The sequence below is a fragment of the Kribbella sp. NPDC051770 genome (assembly GCF_040681455.1).
GTDB lineage: Bacteria > Actinomycetota > Actinomycetes > Propionibacteriales > Kribbellaceae > Kribbella.
On record NZ_JBFAYT010000011.1, the window covers coordinates 182,744 to 198,761 of the forward strand.

A 16,018-nucleotide genomic window follows, 5' to 3' on the forward strand; every position below is an offset into this window, starting at 1 on the left:
GGCCCCGGACCGTCGTACGGTCCGGGGCCTTCAGCGATTGCCTACAGCACGTCCCAAGTCAACGGCGTCCCCTTCGGGGTGTCCTGCCGGAACTCCCGGCCCTCGACCGACGTGAACGCGTCCGGCGGCAGCCCGCCCGCGGGGCGCACCGAGCGGACGTTGTCGGCAGCAACCTTCTCGCCGGCCTTCACATCGCGGGTCACGTACAGCGACCGCCGGAAGCGGAGCACGTTCTGCTCTGCCTGCTTCGGGCCGACGATCGGCTCGCCGAGGGCCTGCTGGGCGACCTTCGTGCCTTCGACCAGCGCCTTGACCTCATCAGGCTCCAGCGAGAACGCCGAGTCGACACCACCGTCGGCGCGGGACAGCGTGACGTGCTTCTCGATCACCGTGGCGCCGAGCGCGACGGCGGCGATCGCGGCGCCGATGCCCATGGTGTGGTCGGACAGGCCGATCTGGACGCCGAGGGCGTCGCGCAGGACCGGGATCGAGCGCAGGTTCGACTGCTCCGGCGGCGCCGGGTAGCTCGCGGTGCAGGAGAGCACGACGATCTGCTCGTTGCCGGTGGAGCGCGCCGCGCGGACCGCCGCGTCGATGTCCATCAGGGTCGCCGAACCGGTGGAGATGATGATCGGCTTGCCGGTCTCGGCCATGCCGCGGACCAGCGGCAGGTCGCCGATCTCGTTCGAGGCGACCTTGTACGCCGGGACGTTCAGCTTCTCCAGGAAGTCGATCGCGGTCGGGTCGAACGGCGAGGAGAAGGCCAGCATGCCGAGCGAGTTCGCGAGCTCGAAGATCGGCTCGTGCCACTCCCACGGGGTGTGCGCCTCCTGGTACAGGTCGTACAACCGCGCGCCGCCCCACAGCTCGTGCTCCGACGGCAGCCGGAAGGCCGGCAGGTCGACGTCGAGGGTGATCGTGTCGGCGGTGTAGGTCTGCAGCTTCAGTGCCTGGACGCCGGTCTCGGCCATCGCCCGGACGATGTCCTTGGCGCGCTCGATGTCGCCGTTGTGGTTGCCGGACATCTCGGCGATGACGAACGGCTGGTGCTCCGGACCGACCGGGACGTCACCGAAGTTGATCGTTGCAGCGCTCATGAGTTTCCCTTCGGCTTGCGCCGGTTGTTCTTGTTCAAGCTGATCGGCAGCACGGTGATCTCGCGCCCGTCGCTGACCCGCGTCTCCGGCTCGCCCTCGACGAACCGGAACCGCCGGTTCATCTGCCGGACGACGGTGTTGTGCTCCAGCACCTCGCCGTACAGGTCGTCGAGCCCGAGCTCGTCGAAGGCGTAGCCGGTGGCGTCCTTCATGACCTCGATCCAGGCCGGCAGGGTCTCGCCACGCTCGGCCAGCCCTTCGGCGTCCAGGAAGAATCCCCAGGCGCCGGTCCGCGGCGAACCGTCGAGCTCCAGGTCGAAGAAGTTGACCACGCCCGCGACGGCGCCGTCGCGTTCGTAGATCAGCACCCGGCGGGTCGGGTCGACGCCGGCCTTCTTCCACCACGCCAGGTGCTCGTCGGCGCCGATCTCGTGGGAGTTGATGCTGACGTCGCGGTTGGGCTGCTGGTTGCGCAGTTCCCGGATGATGTCGACGTCACCGTCGGTGGCCGTGCGCAACACCTGATTTCGCCCTTTCGCTTCACCGGTTGGATCGGCCACCACGGTACCGGCCAGCGCCCGCCTCCCGGCAGCCGGTGGCCAGACGCGAATCCGATGGCCCGATCAGGGATCTGTATGACACCTTCAAAGCCGCCGCCGAATGTGTAACTATCTTTCGATCCCGTCCCGGAGCGTAGTCGGAGAGTGACATGAGAGCCTGGCGTGTGGTCGGAGTCCTCGCGGTGGCCGTCGGTCTGCTGGTCAGCGGTCTCACCAGTACGGCGACAGCAGCGCCCGCCAGCGGCTGTGCTCCGGACAGCAAGACCCCGCTGCGGCAGTTCCGGGCCAGCTGGGTCTCGTCGGTGGTCAACATCGACTGGCCGTCGCGGACCGGTCTGACCGCGGAGCAGCAGAAGGCCGAGCTGCTCACCTGGTACGACGACGCCGTCCGCCAGCGCCACAACGCCGTCGTGCTCCAGGTCCGCCCGACCGCCGACGCGTTCTGGCCGTCAACGGTCGAGCCCTGGTCGCAGTACCTGACCGGTACGCAGGGCGGCGACCCCGGCTACGACCCGCTGGCCTTCGCCGTCGCCGAGGCGCACAAGCGCAACCTCGAGCTGCACGCCTGGTTCAACCCGTACCGGCTCTCGATGGGCACGAACCTGAACGCCCTTGTCCCCACACACCCGGCCCGGCAGCACCCGGACTGGGTCGTCACGTACGGCGGCAAGCTCTACTACAACCCCGGCATCCCCGCGGCCCGCAAGCTCGTCGAGAGCGCGATCATGGATGCCGTCGGCAAGTACGACATCGACGGCGTGCACTTCGACGACTACTTCTACCCGTACCCGGTGGCCGGCCAGACCTTCGACGACGCGGCGACCTTCGCGCAGTACGGCGGTGGTTTCGCCAACCTCCAGGACTGGCGCCGCAACAACATCGACCTGCTGATCCAGGAGCTGCAGCACCAGATCAAGGCCGCCAAGCCCTGGGTGAAGTTCGGCATCAGCCCCTTCGCCGTCTGGCGGAACAAGGCCACTGACGCCGAGGGATCCGACACCACCGCAGGCGTTCAGACGTACGACGACCTGGCCGCCGACACCCGCAAGTGGGTCCGCGAGGAGTGGATCGACTACATCGTCCCGCAGGTCTACTGGGCCGGCGGTTTCGCGCCCGCCGACTACAACAAGATCGTGCCCTGGTGGGCCGACCAGGTGCGCGGCACCGACGTGCACCTCTACATCGGCCAGGCGACGTACAAGGTCGGTACGTCGACGCAGTCGCCGGACTGGTCGGACCCGGCCGAGCTGAGCGACCACCTGGCCTTCAACAGCACGATCCCCGAGGTGAAGGGCGACATCTACTTCTCCGCGAAGGACGTCCGCGCCGACCGCCTCGGCGCGACCAGCCTGCTCAACAGCACCTGGTACACCCGCCCGGCGCTGGTCCCCGCGATGCCGTCGCTCGACGCCCGCCCGCCGCTCCCGGTCCACGCCCTGAAGGCCTCGCGCACCACCGGAGGCATCAAGCTGACCTGGCGCCAGACCTCCAAGGACACCACCTCGTACGCCGTCTACCGCCGCGACCTCACCGCCGGCGACTGGTGTGCCGACAACGACGCCCGCAACCTGCTCGCGACCCTGCGCGCCACAGCCGGCCAGCAGACCTGGACAGACCCCACAGCCGTTGCCGGACGCCACTACCTGTACCTGGTGACCGCACTGGACCGCAGCTGGAACCAGAGCATCCCGCTGCCCGCGGCGGTTCTCCGGTAGCGAGCAATACTGGAGGACGTGGACGAAACCCTGACCCGCAGCGCCCAGGCTGGAGACGTTGCAGCTCTGGGGACGCTGCTGGCCAGGCACCAGGCCGGCATGCGGGCGGTCGCGCTCAGCCTGCTGGGCAACAGCCCGGACGTGGAGGACGTGCTGCAGGACGCCTCGCTCACGGCGCTCCGGCGGATCGGTGATGTCCGCGAGCCCGCTTCTGTAGGTGCCTGGCTGCGCATGGTCGTCCGCAACGCCTGCCGGACCCGGCTGCGCAGCACGACCTACCCGCTGTCCGTCGACGAGGTCGCACTGGCCTCACTGGACCTCACCCCCGAGCAGATGCTCGACCAGCACGCCCTGCGCGACTGGATCTGGTCGGCGATGGAGGAGCTGTCGCCGCAGACCCGGCTGGCGATCATGCTGCGGCACTTCAGTACCAGCGTCACGTCGTACCAGCAGATCGCTGATGCCTGTGGAGTGCCGGTGGGGACCGTCCGGAGCCGGCTCAGCCTCGGGCGTGCCCGGCTGGCCGAAGCGCTCCTGGCGACGGCCGACACAGCCCACGACGACGCTGGTGCTCTGGCAACAGCCAGCGAGCGCGAGGCGCGGGAGACGCTGGCAGCTGCGGAGCGCGGTGAGTTCCAGGCCGTGCTGGCTGAGCGCTGGTCGCCGGAAGTGGCTCTGCTCAGCGGACCGCGGCCGATCGTCGGTCACGACTTCCTCCACCGGGGTATGGAGTCCGACCTGACCGCCGGTGTCCGGCAGCGGGTCCGCCACGTGGTGGCGAGCCGGGACCTCGCCATCTGGGAGATGGACCTGCTCAACTCACCGGACAACCCCGACCACTGCCCACCCGCGGTGACCTGGCTGATGTCCCTGCAGGGCGGACGGGTCCAGGAGCTCCGGCTGTTCCACCCGAAGCCTGTGGCCGGGCTCACACCGGAGCCGGTGAACTAACCCCGTCGTACTCCGTCTTGCCGGCATGACAACCCACACCATCGAGGTCAACGGCCTCACGCAGCGCTACCACGTGCACGGCACCGGCCCGATCCTCGTCGCCCACTCCGGCGGCCCCGGCATCAACTGGGACTACCTGCGGATGCCCGTCCTCGAGCAGCACCTGCAGATCGTGTACGTCGAGCCGATCGGCACCGGCGACTCCGGCCGGCTCCCTTCCCATCCGCGCGGCTACGTCCGGGACCGGTACGCCGAGCAGCTCGCCGCCGTCATCGACGACCTCGGCGCCGGCCCGGTCCACCTGCTCGGGCACTCGCACGGCGGCTTCGTCGCCCAGCACTTCGCGCTGCACCACACCGACCGCCTGGCCGGCGTCGTCCTCTACGACAGCGCCCCGGTGACCGGGGCCGAGTTCGGCGAGGAGGCCGGGCGAAACTTCACCGCGTACGCCGCCCGCAACGCCGGCAACCCCGAGCTGGCCGAGGTGATGGCTGCCGTCCAGGGGATCGGCGGCATCAGCAACGACGAGGAGTTCGCGGCCGTTGCCCGCGGCATCATTCCGGCGTACCTGGCGGACTACTGGGGGCTGCGGCAGCCGGAGTACGAGAAGCTGCGCGCGAGCGTCGGCGGCACCTACGTCGACGCCGTCGAGGCTGACGGCACGCCCGAGACGATCGACGACCGCCCGCTGCTCGGCGGGCTCGACCTGCCCGCCCTGGTGATCGGCGGCCGCTTCGACCCGATCTGTGGTCCGCGCTGGAGCGAGGAGCTCGCCAACCTGATCCCGGGCGCCGAGCTGGTCCTCCTGGAGCACAGCGCCCATTTCGGCCACGTCGAGGAGCCCGAGGCGTTCGCCGAGGCCGTCGCCGGGTTTGTGGCTCGGCTCACATCCGTGCGGTGAACTCGGCAGGGCCGGCGATCCGTGTGGATGGCATGACTCGAAACAGCACATGCCCGGGAGAGATCGAAGCCAACCTGGCGAGGCGGACTAGCTGATCGGAGTGGAGCCCGCCCCGACCCGGGGCGGGTAGAGCTGGTAGACGCGGACCGTGCCCGACTGGAACCGGAGCTCGGCGAGCTTCTCCAGCTCTTCCGGTGCGGGGTTCACCCGGTCGTCGGCCAGCAGCCAGCGCACGCCGTACTGCGTGCGTAGCCGGTCCAGCACCTCGCGCGTCGGGGCGGTGAACGCCTCGTCGTTGACCTTCAGCTTCTCCTTGTCCCAGAACGGCCCGTACGACGCTTCGGTCGAGCTGTGCACGTCGTTGGCCTTGGCCGTGTACGACCAGCCCTCGACGAGCACCCGGCGCTCGGCGTACCCGGGAATCCAGAACGAGCCGGTGTGGCAGCGCGGGCCGGTCGGCGCGTGGCAGTGGATGTTGGTCGCGATCAGGTCGTCCGGACCGGACTGGCGGCGGATGAACCGGGCCGCCTCGATCCCGCCGGGCGCGATCGAGTCGTACGCCGTCTGCGGCGGGAACGCGAACTGGCGCAGGCTGACGACGGTCGGTGACACGGTCAGCCCGATCAGCGCGGACACGGCGATCACCGCCCAGGTCCGCCCGGTCCGGGAGCGCCGGCGGATGCTCAGCCCGAAGATGATCACGCCGGCCGCGGTGAGGATCAGCGCGGCGATCAGCGGCCGGGAGAAGATCCGCTCCAGGCAGCCGGTGTCCTGGCAGTCGCGGATCAGCGTCTTGGTCTGCGCGCGGCCCATGTAGATCGCGCCGACGCCGATGGCCAGCGCGGGGCCGACCACCAGGTACTGGCGGCGCTCCAGCGAGGCCAGACCCCAGGCGGCGAGCAGAACCCCGTAGACGAAGGCGGTGCGGGCGAAGAAGACCTGTGCCTGGCTGTAGTGGTAGAGCAGGCTGGCGGCTGCCACTGCTCCGACCAGCCCGGCCAGCAGCATCACCACCATCGGGTCGCGGGGCAGCCGCCGCTTGATGAGCAGTACGCCGACAGCAGGCATCAGCCAGCCGGCGGCGACCGCCGCGGCCACGATGAGCAGCACTGTGTGACCAGGCTGCACGGACGGGTCAATGCCGCGCAGCATGCCGTCCAGCATCGTGCGGTACGTACCGGCCGGCTTGTACTCCATGCCGTGGCTCGCGCCGCGCAGCACGACGAAGAAGTTGAACGCGTACGTCGCTGCGACGGTCACCCCGAGCACCAGTGCGCGCAGGTTGAGGCGGCGGGCCTTGATCGTCAGGTAGATCCACGCGGCGGCGAGGCCGGCGCCGTACACAGGTAGCGCGGTGGCCTTGCTGATCGACAGGACGCTGATCAGTAGTCCGGCGACCACGAACAGCCCTGCGACCTGGCGCCGGGTCTGGCCCGGTGGACGGCGCAGGAGCTGCGCGGTGACGGCGATCAGCGGCAGCATCATCACCGTGGAGAACGCCTGGGTCGGGCTGATCATCTGGCCCATCGACAGCGGGCTGTCGTGGTACAGGGTGTTGGTGACCGTCCAGCCCCACGGGCCGAGGTCTCCGGCGAGCACGGTGAGGCCGGCGGCGATCGGCGCGGCTACTGCGCGGCCGGTGAGGATCATGCCGACAGCGGCCGCGGCCAGGGTCGTCAGCAGCAGGAACGCGAACGGGACCACTCGCTGGGTCAGCACGTCCAGCTCGATGCCGGTGATCCAGTGCGCCGAGGCGATGTGGTTGTAGGCCATCCAGTGGTAGGTCAGCGGCTCACCGGCGACGTACGGGACCTGCGGCGGGAAGTGGTGCGTCAGCTCCGCCGCCAGCGACAACTGGAAGGGGGAGTCCGAGTTGGGGCGCAGGGCGGCCGGGCCGTCGAGCGGGATGACGCGGGAGCCGACGCGGACGAACCAGGCGGCGACTACGCCGGCCACGACCATGACGCCGGCCACGGACCACCAGGGCGTGGGCTTGGTGGACTGCGGCCGGCCGGGCACCGCCAGGAAGATGCCGAGCGCGAGGGCGGGCATCACCAGCGCGATCAGCGGGATGTCGAGCCAGCGGCCGAGCGGGTAGAGCAGCACTTCGCAGGCCAGGCCGAACGTCGTACCGAGGACGGCGTCGACCGCGAACCAGCCGGAGCCGCCGGTGAGGCGCCGCCAGAACATGGTCCCCGGGACCGCGATCACGGCCAGGAAGTAGCCCAGGTACGCCGCCGCGACCCACGGCGGGTGCGCCTGCAGCCCGACGAACCACCCCAGCGGCAGCACCGGCAGACTCGCCAGCGCCGCCACCGACATCGCCCGCCCCGGTCGACCCACCCCAGCTCCCTCCGCAGTCCCTGCACACGGAGAGAGACCCGTGAGCGACGAAAAGTTCTCTGACAACGGTAGTCGGCGTCGCTGAGCCGTTTACCTCAAGCCCTGTGCCGCTTACCCTGAGTGAACGCCAGTGACAGGGAGGCAGCATGCCCGCCCAGCACATCGCCGGTTTCCCCGTGGAAGAGATCCTGCTCGCAGCCACCGCCGCGGCAGCCCCACTGATCGCCCTGATCGGCTGGGAGATCAAGGACAGACTCCGCCGCCTCCGAAGCCGTTTCCGGCCGGAGAACAACGCGCCCCTCGCTAACCAACCCAACAAGTACCAGCCACCGATCGCATGACCGGCTGGACCGGGGCTGACATCCTGGCACGCTCGCGCATCCTCACCCCCGGCGCGAATCAGAAAGTGACGTCAACCACCGCGAGGGTTACGCGAGTCGTCTCCAGCAGGCGTGGGAGGCTAGAGTCTTGGTCCATGAGTGAGTTGACGCGCGCCCAGATCCGGGACCTGATGGGCGAGGTGATGAAGGCGCAGGGCAAGGAACTGCCCGGCGACGACAGCGCCGACCTGCGGGAGATCGGCTTCCGCTCCCTGGACTTCTCCGAGCTGGCCCTGCGGGTCGAGGACGAGATCGGTGACGAGCTGAACTTCGATGCTCCCGGACTGCGGCAGATCGCCAAGGTCGGCGACGTCCTGGACTTCATCGAGCAGCTCCAGTCGGCGTGACCGGCCGGCGTCGCAGCACCGCCCTGATCGGCGACGACAACACCGTCGTCGTCGGCGGGAAGAAGCTGACCTGGCGGACCCTGCACAAGCTGCCGCAGCTCCCGTCGCCGGCCGCAGTGCTGGTCGACAATGGCGCGGACGCGCTGGCCGCCGTACGGCACCACGCCGTGCACGGCACCGAGCTGCTGGTGGCGACGTCGTCGCGGGTCGACCTGGCGATGCGCGAGGAGCTCGGCGAGTCCGGTTTCGCGGTGGTGATCGCGAACGGCGACGAGCACTCGGTCACCGCGGCGAAGCTGAAGCGGGTCGAGGAGTCCGGCCGGGTCTGGCTGCTGACCTCCGGCTCGACCGGCCGCCCGAAGCGGATCGGCCACACGCTGGAGTCGCTGACCACCGTCCGCGGCAAGCAGCAGCCGCGCACCTGGCTGGTCCCGTACTCGCCGGGTACGTACGCCTGGTGGCAGGTGATCACGATCTCCCTGACCCAGGCCGACCAGGGCCTGGTCGTCATCGAGCCGTCGGAGCTGGAGACCTGGCCGCACATCGCGGCCGAGCACGGCGTCACCGCCGCCTCCGGTACGCCGACCTTCTGGCGGCAGACGATCTTCCGTGACTCCGAGGCGCTGGCCAAGGTCCCGCTGGAGCAGATCACGCTCGGCGGCGAGCCGGTGGACCAGGCGATCCTGGACCAGCTGGCCGAGCTGTTCCCGCAGGCCCGGATCTCCTGGATCTACGCCTCCTCCGAGGTCGGTGCGTCGATCGTCGTGCACGACGGCAAGGCCGGTTTCCCGAAGGCCTGGCTGGACCGCGACCCCGACCCGGAGTCCGAGCGCCCGAAGCTGTCGGTGGACGGCGACGAGCTGGTGATCGCCTCCCCGCACCACGGTGCCGGCCTCGAGGGCGCGCACCGGACCGGCGACCGGGTCGAGTTCGTTGGCGACCGGGTGCTGATCACCGGCCGGCTCGACACCGACGAGATCAACGTCGGCGGCTCGAAGGTGTCCGCGGGCCTGGTCCGCAACGTGCTGATGGCCCACCCGGCCGTCGCCTGGGCCCGGGTGTTCGCCCGCAAGGCCCCGCTGGTCGGCCGGATGGTCGCCGCCGAGGTGGTGCTGAACCCCGACCTCGGTCCGGTCACCGACGCCGACCTGGTCCAGTGGTCGACCAACCGACTGCCGGACTACGGCGTACCGCGCCGGATCCGCTTCCTGGCCGAGATTCCCCAGAAGGAGACCCTGAAAAGCGATGTCTGATGTCACTCTGGTTCCGCCGTCGACCGTCGTGCTGGTGTCCGGCGGCTCCCGCGGCCTCGGCCTGGCCATCGTCACCGGGCTGATCGACGCGGGCGTGAAGGTCGCGGCGTTCGCCCGCTCGGTGACGCCGGAGATCGCCGCCCTGGCCGAGAAGTACCCCGACCAGGTGCACGCCGGTGCGGTCGACCTGAACGACGAGAAGGCCACCCAGGCCTTCGTCAAGGAGGTCGAGGACAAGCTCGGCCCGATCGACGGTCTGGTGAACAACGCCGCGATCGGCCAGGACTCGCTGCACGTGCACACCTCGGCGGACCAGATCGCGCAGATCATCCAGACCAACCTGACCGCGCCGCTGGTGCTGACCCGGTACGTGCTGCGCCGGATGATGGCCAAGGGGCTCAAGGGCCGGGTCGTCAACATCACCTCGATCTGCGGGCAGCGCGGTTTCCCGGGCCTGGTCGCCTACTCGGCCACCAAGGGCGGGATGGACTCGGCCACCCGGTCGATGGCCCGTGAGCTCGGCGGCCGCGTGCTGGTGAACTCGGTCGCGCCGGGCTTCTTCGCCTCGGACATGTCCGCGGTGCTCGGCCAGACCCAGCTCGACCAGATCGTCCGGCGGACGCCGACCGGTCACCTGACCGAGCCGGACGAGGTCGTCCCGGTGGTCCGGATGCTGCTGCTGGAGAACACCAACATCAACGGCCAGGCGATCGTCATCGACGGTGCCGCCGGTATCTGAGCTGCTCGCCCGGGCCGAGTCCCACCTCCGGGTGGGCTCGGCCGACGAGATGCGGGACGCACTGACCCGCTCGCACCTGCCCGACTTCCGCTGCGTCGGCTGGTACGGCGTACCGCCGGACGGCTGGTCGGTCGTCGTCGACGCCGAGTACGCCGACCAGGCGATCCCCGCGCCGCTGGCCGAGCGGTTCGGCACCGAGCAGTTCTGGGAGCGCTGGACCCGCTCGGAGTGCCTGTGCAAGCTCGCCGACGTACCGATGCTGGCCTGGTGGCCGCAGCACGGCCTCGACGTACCGGCGGACTTCGCGGGGCAGTGGCGGACGCTGGAGCTCGGGCCGCTGGTCGTGTCAGTGGCCCTCGCTCCCGCGACCGGTCGCGCGCCGAGCCTGGCGCCTTCAGTCAGGCCGGCGTGATGTTGGTGTTGCGGTGGAACAGGTTCGCCGGGTCGTACGACGCCTTGATCCGCGCGAGCCGGTCGTACTTCGCGCCGTACAGCGTGCTGGTGTCGAGCCCTTCGGCACCGAGCGCGTTGACGTAGCCCTCGCCCGCGATCGCGTGCGGCTGCAGCGCCGACCAGAACGTCCTGACCCAGTCCCGCTCGGCCGCGAGCTGATCGGGTGCGAGCGCGGCGCCGACCATGAACGTCGCGTACCGCGGCGAGCGGCCGCCGGCGAACGCCGTGGCGTCGTCGGGGACCTCGGAGTAGGCCTCGTCGAGCCGGTAGAACAGGTTGACCGACAGCGGCGACTGCTTGCGGCCGAGATGCTCCACCAGTACGCCGATCGCGCCGTCGGTCAGCTCGTCCAGGTACGCCGTCTTCTCGTACACGTGGTGGCCCCACGCGTTCGGCTCGTCGAGCGTCTGCTGCAGCGCGACGTACGGCATCGGTGTCGCGAACTCGAACAGCGGCGGCAGTGCGGTCCGCAGCCGGTCGAGCACCTCGGCGTGCGACTCCGGCGAACCGAAGCCGGTGACGACCAGCGCGTAGCCGGTCCGGAAGTGGTGCTGCTCCGGTACGAACGGCAGCGGCGGCGCGCTCAGCCCGGCGATCACCACGTTGAACTCGCGCGACAGCGCGGGGATCACGTCCCGGGCGAGCCGCAGGACTTCGGTGCCCTGGGCAACATCCCAGAAGAGCAGCCCGTACTGGACCATCGGGCCGACGGCGTGCAGCGCGAACTCGAACTCGGTGACGACGCCGAAGTTGCCGCCGCCACCGCGGACCGCCCAGAACAGGTCGGCGTTCTCGTCCGCGGCCGCGCGCAGCACCTGGCCGTCTGCCGTCACGAGCTGCACCGAGACGAGGTTGTCGATCGTCAGCCCACCGATCCGCGACAGCCAGCCCATCCCGCCGCCGAGCGTGAGCCCGCCGACGCCGGTGTGGCTGACCATCCCGGCCGGTACGGCGAGCCCGTGCGCCTGCGTCGCGGCGTCCAGATCCGCGAGCAGCGCCCCGCCGCCGACCTTCGCCCGCTTCGCGTCGGCGTCGACCGAGACTTGGTTGAGCAGGCTGAGATCGATCATCACCCCGTCGTCGACCACCGCCCCACCCGCGACGTTGTGGGCGCCGCCACGCACCGACACCTCCAGCCCGTTCCCCACCGCGAACGCCAGCGCCGCCCGCACGTCGTCGACGCTCGCGCACCGCACGACCACCCCCGGCCGCCGGTCGATCCCCGCGTTCCACACCCGCCGCGCGTCGTCGTACCCGTCGTCACCCGGCGTGAACACCACTCCACCCACGGCCGCCCGCAGATCCCCGATTCCCCGCTCAGCAGTCTGTGTCATCACGCACCTCCCGCATTGAGTGCCCATTACTTTACGTGGCGAAGCCGGGCAGAACGAGGACTCGAGGGCAGCTCTTCAGGCAGCCTGAGAGACTGGCAGGTGTGAGCGAAGCGGAGGTGCTGCAGGTTCTGCAGGTGGCGACGGTCTCTGAGGATCCCGAGGCGCAGCTCGCCGAGCTCGGCCGGTACGACGAGCAGGACCAGCAGTTGGTCGACCGGGTCGTCCGTGGCTACCTCGTCGACCTCACCCGTACGACGTGGGAGCGTGGCTGGGCGCCGGCGGACGTCGTACAGCATGCCCGGCGGCAGCTGGAGCCGGCGGTCGAGCCGCTGCTGACCGCGGTGATCGGCGCCGAGCACCGGGCGTACAAGCCGAAGACGTTGGACTCGCGCTGGTCGGAGCAGTTGGCCGATTTCGGGCTGGTGCACCCGTTCGCCGAACTCGATCTGACCGCATGGGCGGCCGAGCAGCGGATCGGGCGGTACCTGACGCTCGATCTGGCGCTCCGGATCGCGAATTTCCTGTACCGGCTGCCATCCCTGGCGCGGCTGTTCCCGTTGCCCGGCACGCCCCAGCAGAAGGCAGCGGCGCGCCCGCAGACATCCGGGACCGACCGGAAGATGCTTGCCCGCGTCCGCGCGCTGCTGGCGAAGGCCGAGGCGACCGAGTTCCCGGACGAGGCGGAGGCGCTGTCGGGCAAGGCGCAGGAGCTGATGGCGAAGTTCTCGCTCGACCACGCGCTGCTCGACGCGGGCCCGGACCTTGACCTGCCCGACGACTCCGGCGCCCGCCGGATCTGGGTCGAAACCCCTTACGTGACAGCGAAAGCGCAGCTCGTCGGGGTCGTTGCCGATGCCAACGGCTGCCGGACCGTGACGATGGACCAGCTCGCCGTGGTGACGATCGTCGGCGCCGAGCTCGACCTGCAGCTGACCGAGCTGCTGGCCACCTCGCTGCTGGTCCAGGCCAACCGCGCGATGCTTGCCGCGGGCAAACACTTCGGGCATCGCGGTGAGTCCCGGACCCGCTCGTTCCGGCAGTCCTTCCTGATGGCCTACGCACAGCGGATCGGCGAGCGCCTGCAGGCCACCGCCGACGCCGCGCGGTCCGCCGTACCGGAGGCCGACCAGGACCGGTTGCTCCCGGTCCTGAGCCGCCGTGAGCAGCAGGTGGACGCGCTGTTCACCAAGCTGTTCCCCGAGACGGTCACCCGCCGGACCAGGATCACCAACGGCGCCGGCTGGCACGCGGGCCTGACCGCCGCCGACCTGGCGCAGCTCGACACCCGCCGCCCGGTCACGCGTTAACCTGGGCTGGCGGAGGGGGATCGGGATGGACGAGGAAGCGAGCCCGACAGCCAAGGCGCTGCTGGCGCTGGAGCTGATCCAGAACAGCCCGGGCATCACCGGCGAGCGGCTCGGCCGCCGGCTCGGTGTCACCGACCGGGCGGCCCGCCGGTACGTCGGGATCCTGCGCGAGGCCGGCATCCCGATCGAGTCCACCTCCGGCCGGTACGGCGGCTACCGGATCGGCCGCGGCTTCCGGGTGCCGCCGCTGATGTTCTCGACCGCCGAGGCGCTCGGGCTGATGATGGCCGCGCTCGGCGGGCACCACAGCGTGTCCGACGTGACCGCGCCGGCCGGGAGCGCGCTGGCCAAGATCATCCGGGTGCTGCCGACCGACGTGGCCGGCCCGGCGGACGCGATCCGCGCGATGATCCCGCCGTCGACGCGGCTCGCGATGCCGGACCCGGAGATCACGGCGGCCGTCGTACGGGGGTGCACGGATCACCACCGGCTCCGGCTCGGCTACCGCCGCGGCGAGTGCGACCCGGAGCCGTTCGGCATGGACATCGACCCGTGGGCGGTCAGCGTCCGGCACGGCCGCTGGTACCTGCTGGGCTGGTCGCACACCAAGGACGCCCAGCGGGTGCTCCGGATCGACCGGATCGTCTCCGCCGAGCCGCTGCCCGACACCTTCACCCCGCCCGACGACCTCGACCCGGCCCAGGCCGTCCAGGACCACCTCTCGGCGGGCTGGCGGCACCCGGTCGAGGTCGTCTTCGAGGCAGGCGCCGAGCAGATCGCCCGCTGCATCCCCGGCAGCCTCGGCCGCCTCGAGGAGCTCGGCCCGAACCGTTCCCGCCTGACCGGCAGCACCGACGACCCCGACTGGTACGCCGAACGCCTGGCCTTCGTCCGCGTCCCGTTCCAGGTCGTCGAACCCCCGGAGCTCAGGACCGCCCTCGAAACCCTCGCGTATCGCCTCCTCGAGGCCACCAAGACCCCGTAGCGTCCGAAGAACGCTGCGAGTTTCTTCGGACGCTACGAGGTGCTGCGCCGAGGTGCTGACCGGGTCAGACGGTGGCGTTGGCCGTGGTCGTCGCGCGGCGCGGGCGGCGGCCGATCGTCTTCAGCCGGGTCTTCAGGATCAGCCGGATCATCTCCAGGCCGAGCGAGACGGTCTTGCCGAAGTCGCCGGTCACCGAGGAGACACCGACCCGCGGGTGGTAGTTCACCGGGATCTGCACCATCCGGGCCCGGGTGACGACCGAGGTCAGCAGCATCTCCAGGCCGAAGGCCGAGCCGTTCAGCGTGGCCCGGTCCGAGATGGTCCGGACGTGCTCGCGGGTGATCACCCGGAAGGTGCAGCCGACGTCGCTCATCGAGGCGGTGTTGAACAGCACCTCGAGCATCTTGGCGACGGCCCAGTTGCCGAACTGCAGGAACCAGCCCATGTTGGCGCCGTCCCAGATGAAGTTCGAGACGGTCCGGGAGCCGACCACGACGTCGCACTCGGCCGAGAACGACAGCAGCTTCAGCAGGTCCTCGGGGTTGAACGTGCCGTCCGGCTCGCAGACGCAGACCAGGTCGGTGTCGACCTCGCGCAGCCCGCGCCGGATCGCCGCCCCGTAACCCTGGGTGGTCTCGATGATCTCCCGCGCGTTGGTCGAGGCGACCTCCTCGGAGGTGCCCTCGGCCGCGTTGTTGTTGATCACCAGGATGTCGTCGACCACGCCGAGCTTGTCGAAGCGGCGGATGACGTCGGCGATGCTGTCCTTCTCGTTGTAGGTCGGAAGGACCACGGACAGTGTTTTACCGTTGAACACGTTTCTGCACCTATCGGATTTTCCGGATTCGGGTCAGCGGGACGCGACGACGAGCATCTGCCCGGCCAGCGGCTTGATCGGCGAGCGCAGGTACCACGGCACCACGAAGGTCAGGTTGCCGCCTTTGGACTTCAGCGTCAAAGGCATGAACTTCGCCTTGACCGCGTCGATCTTCCAGCCCTCGGCGACCAGGTAGTCCTGCAGGGACTGGTCGGTGAAGATCGCGACGTGGGTGAAGTCGTCGAAGTACCGGCCCGGGTTGAGCCGGAAGTTCGGCTGCATCAGGATCAGCCGGCCGCCGGGCCGCAGTACCCGCTTGGCCTCACCGAGCAGCCGGTTCGAGGAGTCCCGGTCCAGGTGCTCCAGCAGGTTCGAGGCGAACACGACGTCGAAGGTCGCGTCCTCGAACTTGCCCAGGTCGGTGCAGTCACCGATCACCGGCTCGACGTGCGCGGCGGCGGCGCGGTCCACCGTGCTGTCGAGATCCATCGCGACGACGCGCTTGGCCTGCACGTTGTTCGAGAAGTCGCACCAGCCCGCTCCGAGCTCGAGGACCTCGGCGTCCGTGCTGACCCACTTCTGCAGGTACTTGCACAGGTGCTGCCAGATCTTCGTCCGGTTCGCGTTGTGCGCCAGACGGGTTTCGAAGTAGTTCGACACGTACGTGCCGTCCGGCTCGCCGCTCTGCGGGGTTTGGGCGAGGGGATCGTCGGACAAGATAACTCTCCTCGGAAGCGTGCGCCGTGCGCGCATCAGCGGGTCACCCTACCAGCGCGGCGGGTTAGATGCCCCCCGACGGCGTCTGGCTGCCCTGGCGACGGGGCTATGCTGCTGCC

16 protein-coding genes are annotated in these 16,018 nt (G+C 70.0%); 10 read left to right on the plus strand and 6 right to left on the minus strand.

Going from position 1 to position 16,018, the window contains the following annotated elements; translation table 11 throughout:
* Positions 1-41: 41 nt before the first annotated feature.
* Complete coding sequence (gene pseI, locus AB0M01_RS31190; protein ID WP_363675832.1) at positions 42-1,097, minus strand: pseudaminic acid synthase; 1,056 nt, start codon at positions 1,095-1,097, stop codon at positions 42-44.
* Positions 1,094-1,618: a GNAT family N-acetyltransferase gene (locus tag AB0M01_RS31195; protein ID WP_363675834.1), complete on the minus strand. Its 525-nt coding sequence runs from the start codon at positions 1,616-1,618 to the stop codon at positions 1,094-1,096. The genes pseI and AB0M01_RS31195 overlap by 4 nt, the downstream gene beginning before the upstream one ends.
* A gap of 188 nt (positions 1,619-1,806) precedes the next feature.
* Here AB0M01_RS31195 and AB0M01_RS31200 point away from each other — a divergent pair, with 188 nt between their 5' ends.
* The 3 genes from AB0M01_RS31200 to AB0M01_RS31210 are packed head-to-tail and all read left to right on the plus strand — an operon-like array spanning position 1,807 to position 5,224.
* A complete protein-coding gene (locus tag AB0M01_RS31200) occupies positions 1,807-3,372 on the plus strand; it encodes a family 10 glycosylhydrolase (protein ID WP_363675836.1) in 1,566 nt (521 codons plus the stop codon).
* Between the two features lie 18 nt (positions 3,373-3,390).
* Complete coding sequence (locus AB0M01_RS31205) at positions 3,391-4,323, plus strand: sigma-70 family RNA polymerase sigma factor (RefSeq protein ID WP_363675838.1); 933 nt, start codon at positions 3,391-3,393, stop codon at positions 4,321-4,323.
* Positions 4,324-4,348: 25 nt separating this feature from the next.
* A complete protein-coding gene (locus tag AB0M01_RS31210) occupies positions 4,349-5,224 on the plus strand; it encodes an alpha/beta hydrolase (RefSeq protein WP_363675840.1) in 876 nt (291 codons plus the stop codon).
* Positions 5,225-5,311: 87 nt separating this feature from the next.
* Here the strand turns inward: AB0M01_RS31210 and AB0M01_RS31215 are convergent, their stop codons facing one another.
* On the minus strand, positions 5,312-7,567 hold the full coding sequence (locus AB0M01_RS31215) for a hypothetical protein (protein WP_363675842.1): 2,256 nt from the start codon (positions 7,565-7,567) through the stop codon (positions 5,312-5,314).
* A 146-nt stretch (positions 7,568-7,713) separates the two neighbouring features.
* Here AB0M01_RS31215 and AB0M01_RS31220 point away from each other — a divergent pair, with 146 nt between their 5' ends.
* The 5 genes from AB0M01_RS31220 (at position 7,714) to AB0M01_RS31240 (ending at position 10,698) form a co-directional block, all read left to right on the plus strand.
* Positions 7,714-7,908, plus strand: a complete 195-nt coding sequence (locus AB0M01_RS31220) for a hypothetical protein (RefSeq protein WP_363675844.1) — start codon at positions 7,714-7,716, stop codon at positions 7,906-7,908.
* A gap of 134 nt (positions 7,909-8,042) precedes the next feature.
* On the plus strand, positions 8,043-8,294 hold the full coding sequence (locus AB0M01_RS31225) for an acyl carrier protein (RefSeq protein ID WP_184801737.1): 252 nt from the start codon (positions 8,043-8,045) through the stop codon (positions 8,292-8,294).
* A complete protein-coding gene (locus AB0M01_RS31230) occupies positions 8,291-9,547 on the plus strand; it encodes an AMP-binding protein (protein WP_363675847.1) in 1,257 nt (418 codons plus the stop codon). The genes AB0M01_RS31225 and AB0M01_RS31230 overlap by 4 nt, the downstream gene beginning before the upstream one ends.
* Positions 9,540-10,286, plus strand: a complete 747-nt coding sequence (locus AB0M01_RS31235) for an SDR family NAD(P)-dependent oxidoreductase (RefSeq protein ID WP_363675849.1) — start codon at positions 9,540-9,542, stop codon at positions 10,284-10,286. Before AB0M01_RS31230 ends, AB0M01_RS31235 begins: the two co-directional genes overlap by 8 nt.
* Positions 10,270-10,698, plus strand: a complete 429-nt coding sequence (locus AB0M01_RS31240; RefSeq protein WP_363675851.1) for a hypothetical protein — start codon at positions 10,270-10,272, stop codon at positions 10,696-10,698. Before AB0M01_RS31235 ends, AB0M01_RS31240 begins: the two co-directional genes overlap by 17 nt.
* On the opposite strand, the gene AB0M01_RS31245 is transcribed toward AB0M01_RS31240, so the two are convergent.
* The gene (locus AB0M01_RS31245) at positions 10,685-12,073 is read right to left on the minus strand and encodes an FAD-binding oxidoreductase (RefSeq protein WP_363675853.1); all 1,389 of its coding nucleotides are present in this window, start codon (positions 12,071-12,073) and stop codon (positions 10,685-10,687) included. The genes AB0M01_RS31240 and AB0M01_RS31245 overlap by 14 nt on opposite strands.
* Positions 12,074-12,174: 101 nt before the next feature.
* On the opposite strand from AB0M01_RS31245, the gene AB0M01_RS31250 reads away from it, so the two are divergent.
* On the plus strand, positions 12,175-13,380 hold the full coding sequence (locus AB0M01_RS31250) for a DUF2786 domain-containing protein (protein WP_363675855.1): 1,206 nt from the start codon (positions 12,175-12,177) through the stop codon (positions 13,378-13,380).
* A gap of 25 nt (positions 13,381-13,405) precedes the next feature.
* Positions 13,406-14,365: a YafY family protein gene (locus AB0M01_RS31255; protein ID WP_363675857.1), complete on the plus strand. Its 960-nt coding sequence runs from the start codon at positions 13,406-13,408 to the stop codon at positions 14,363-14,365.
* Positions 14,366-14,429: 64 nt separating this feature from the next.
* Here AB0M01_RS31255 and AB0M01_RS31260 read toward each other — a convergent pair whose 3' ends face one another.
* Positions 14,430-15,158, minus strand: coding sequence for a glycosyltransferase family 2 protein (locus AB0M01_RS31260; RefSeq protein ID WP_363675859.1), 729 nt, complete (start codon positions 15,156-15,158; stop codon positions 14,430-14,432).
* A 57-nt stretch (positions 15,159-15,215) separates the two neighbouring features.
* A complete protein-coding gene (locus AB0M01_RS31265) occupies positions 15,216-15,899 on the minus strand; it encodes a class I SAM-dependent methyltransferase (RefSeq protein WP_363675860.1) in 684 nt (227 codons plus the stop codon).
* Positions 15,900-16,018: the final 119 nt, after the last annotated feature.

Coding starts and splice junctions, on each gene's coding strand:
- AB0M01_RS31200 (WP_363675836.1), top strand. CDS start 1,807: ATGAGAGCCTGGCGTGTGGTCGGAGTCCTCGCGGTGGCCGTCGGTCTG.
- AB0M01_RS31220 (WP_363675844.1), top strand. CDS start 7,714: ATGCCCGCCCAGCACATCGCCGGTTTCCCCGTGGAAGAGATCCTGCTC.
- AB0M01_RS31255 (WP_363675857.1), top strand. CDS start 13,406: ATGGACGAGGAAGCGAGCCCGACAGCCAAGGCGCTGCTGGCGCTGGAG.
- AB0M01_RS31245 (WP_363675853.1), bottom strand. CDS start 12,073: ATGACACAGACTGCTGAGCGGGGAATCGGGGATCTGCGGGCGGCCGTG.
- AB0M01_RS31225 (WP_184801737.1), top strand. CDS start 8,043: ATGAGTGAGTTGACGCGCGCCCAGATCCGGGACCTGATGGGCGAGGTG.
- pseI (WP_363675832.1), bottom strand. CDS start 1,097: ATGAGCGCTGCAACGATCAACTTCGGTGACGTCCCGGTCGGTCCGGAG.
- AB0M01_RS31210 (WP_363675840.1), top strand. CDS start 4,349: ATGACAACCCACACCATCGAGGTCAACGGCCTCACGCAGCGCTACCAC.
- AB0M01_RS31235 (WP_363675849.1), top strand. CDS start 9,540: ATGTCTGATGTCACTCTGGTTCCGCCGTCGACCGTCGTGCTGGTGTCC.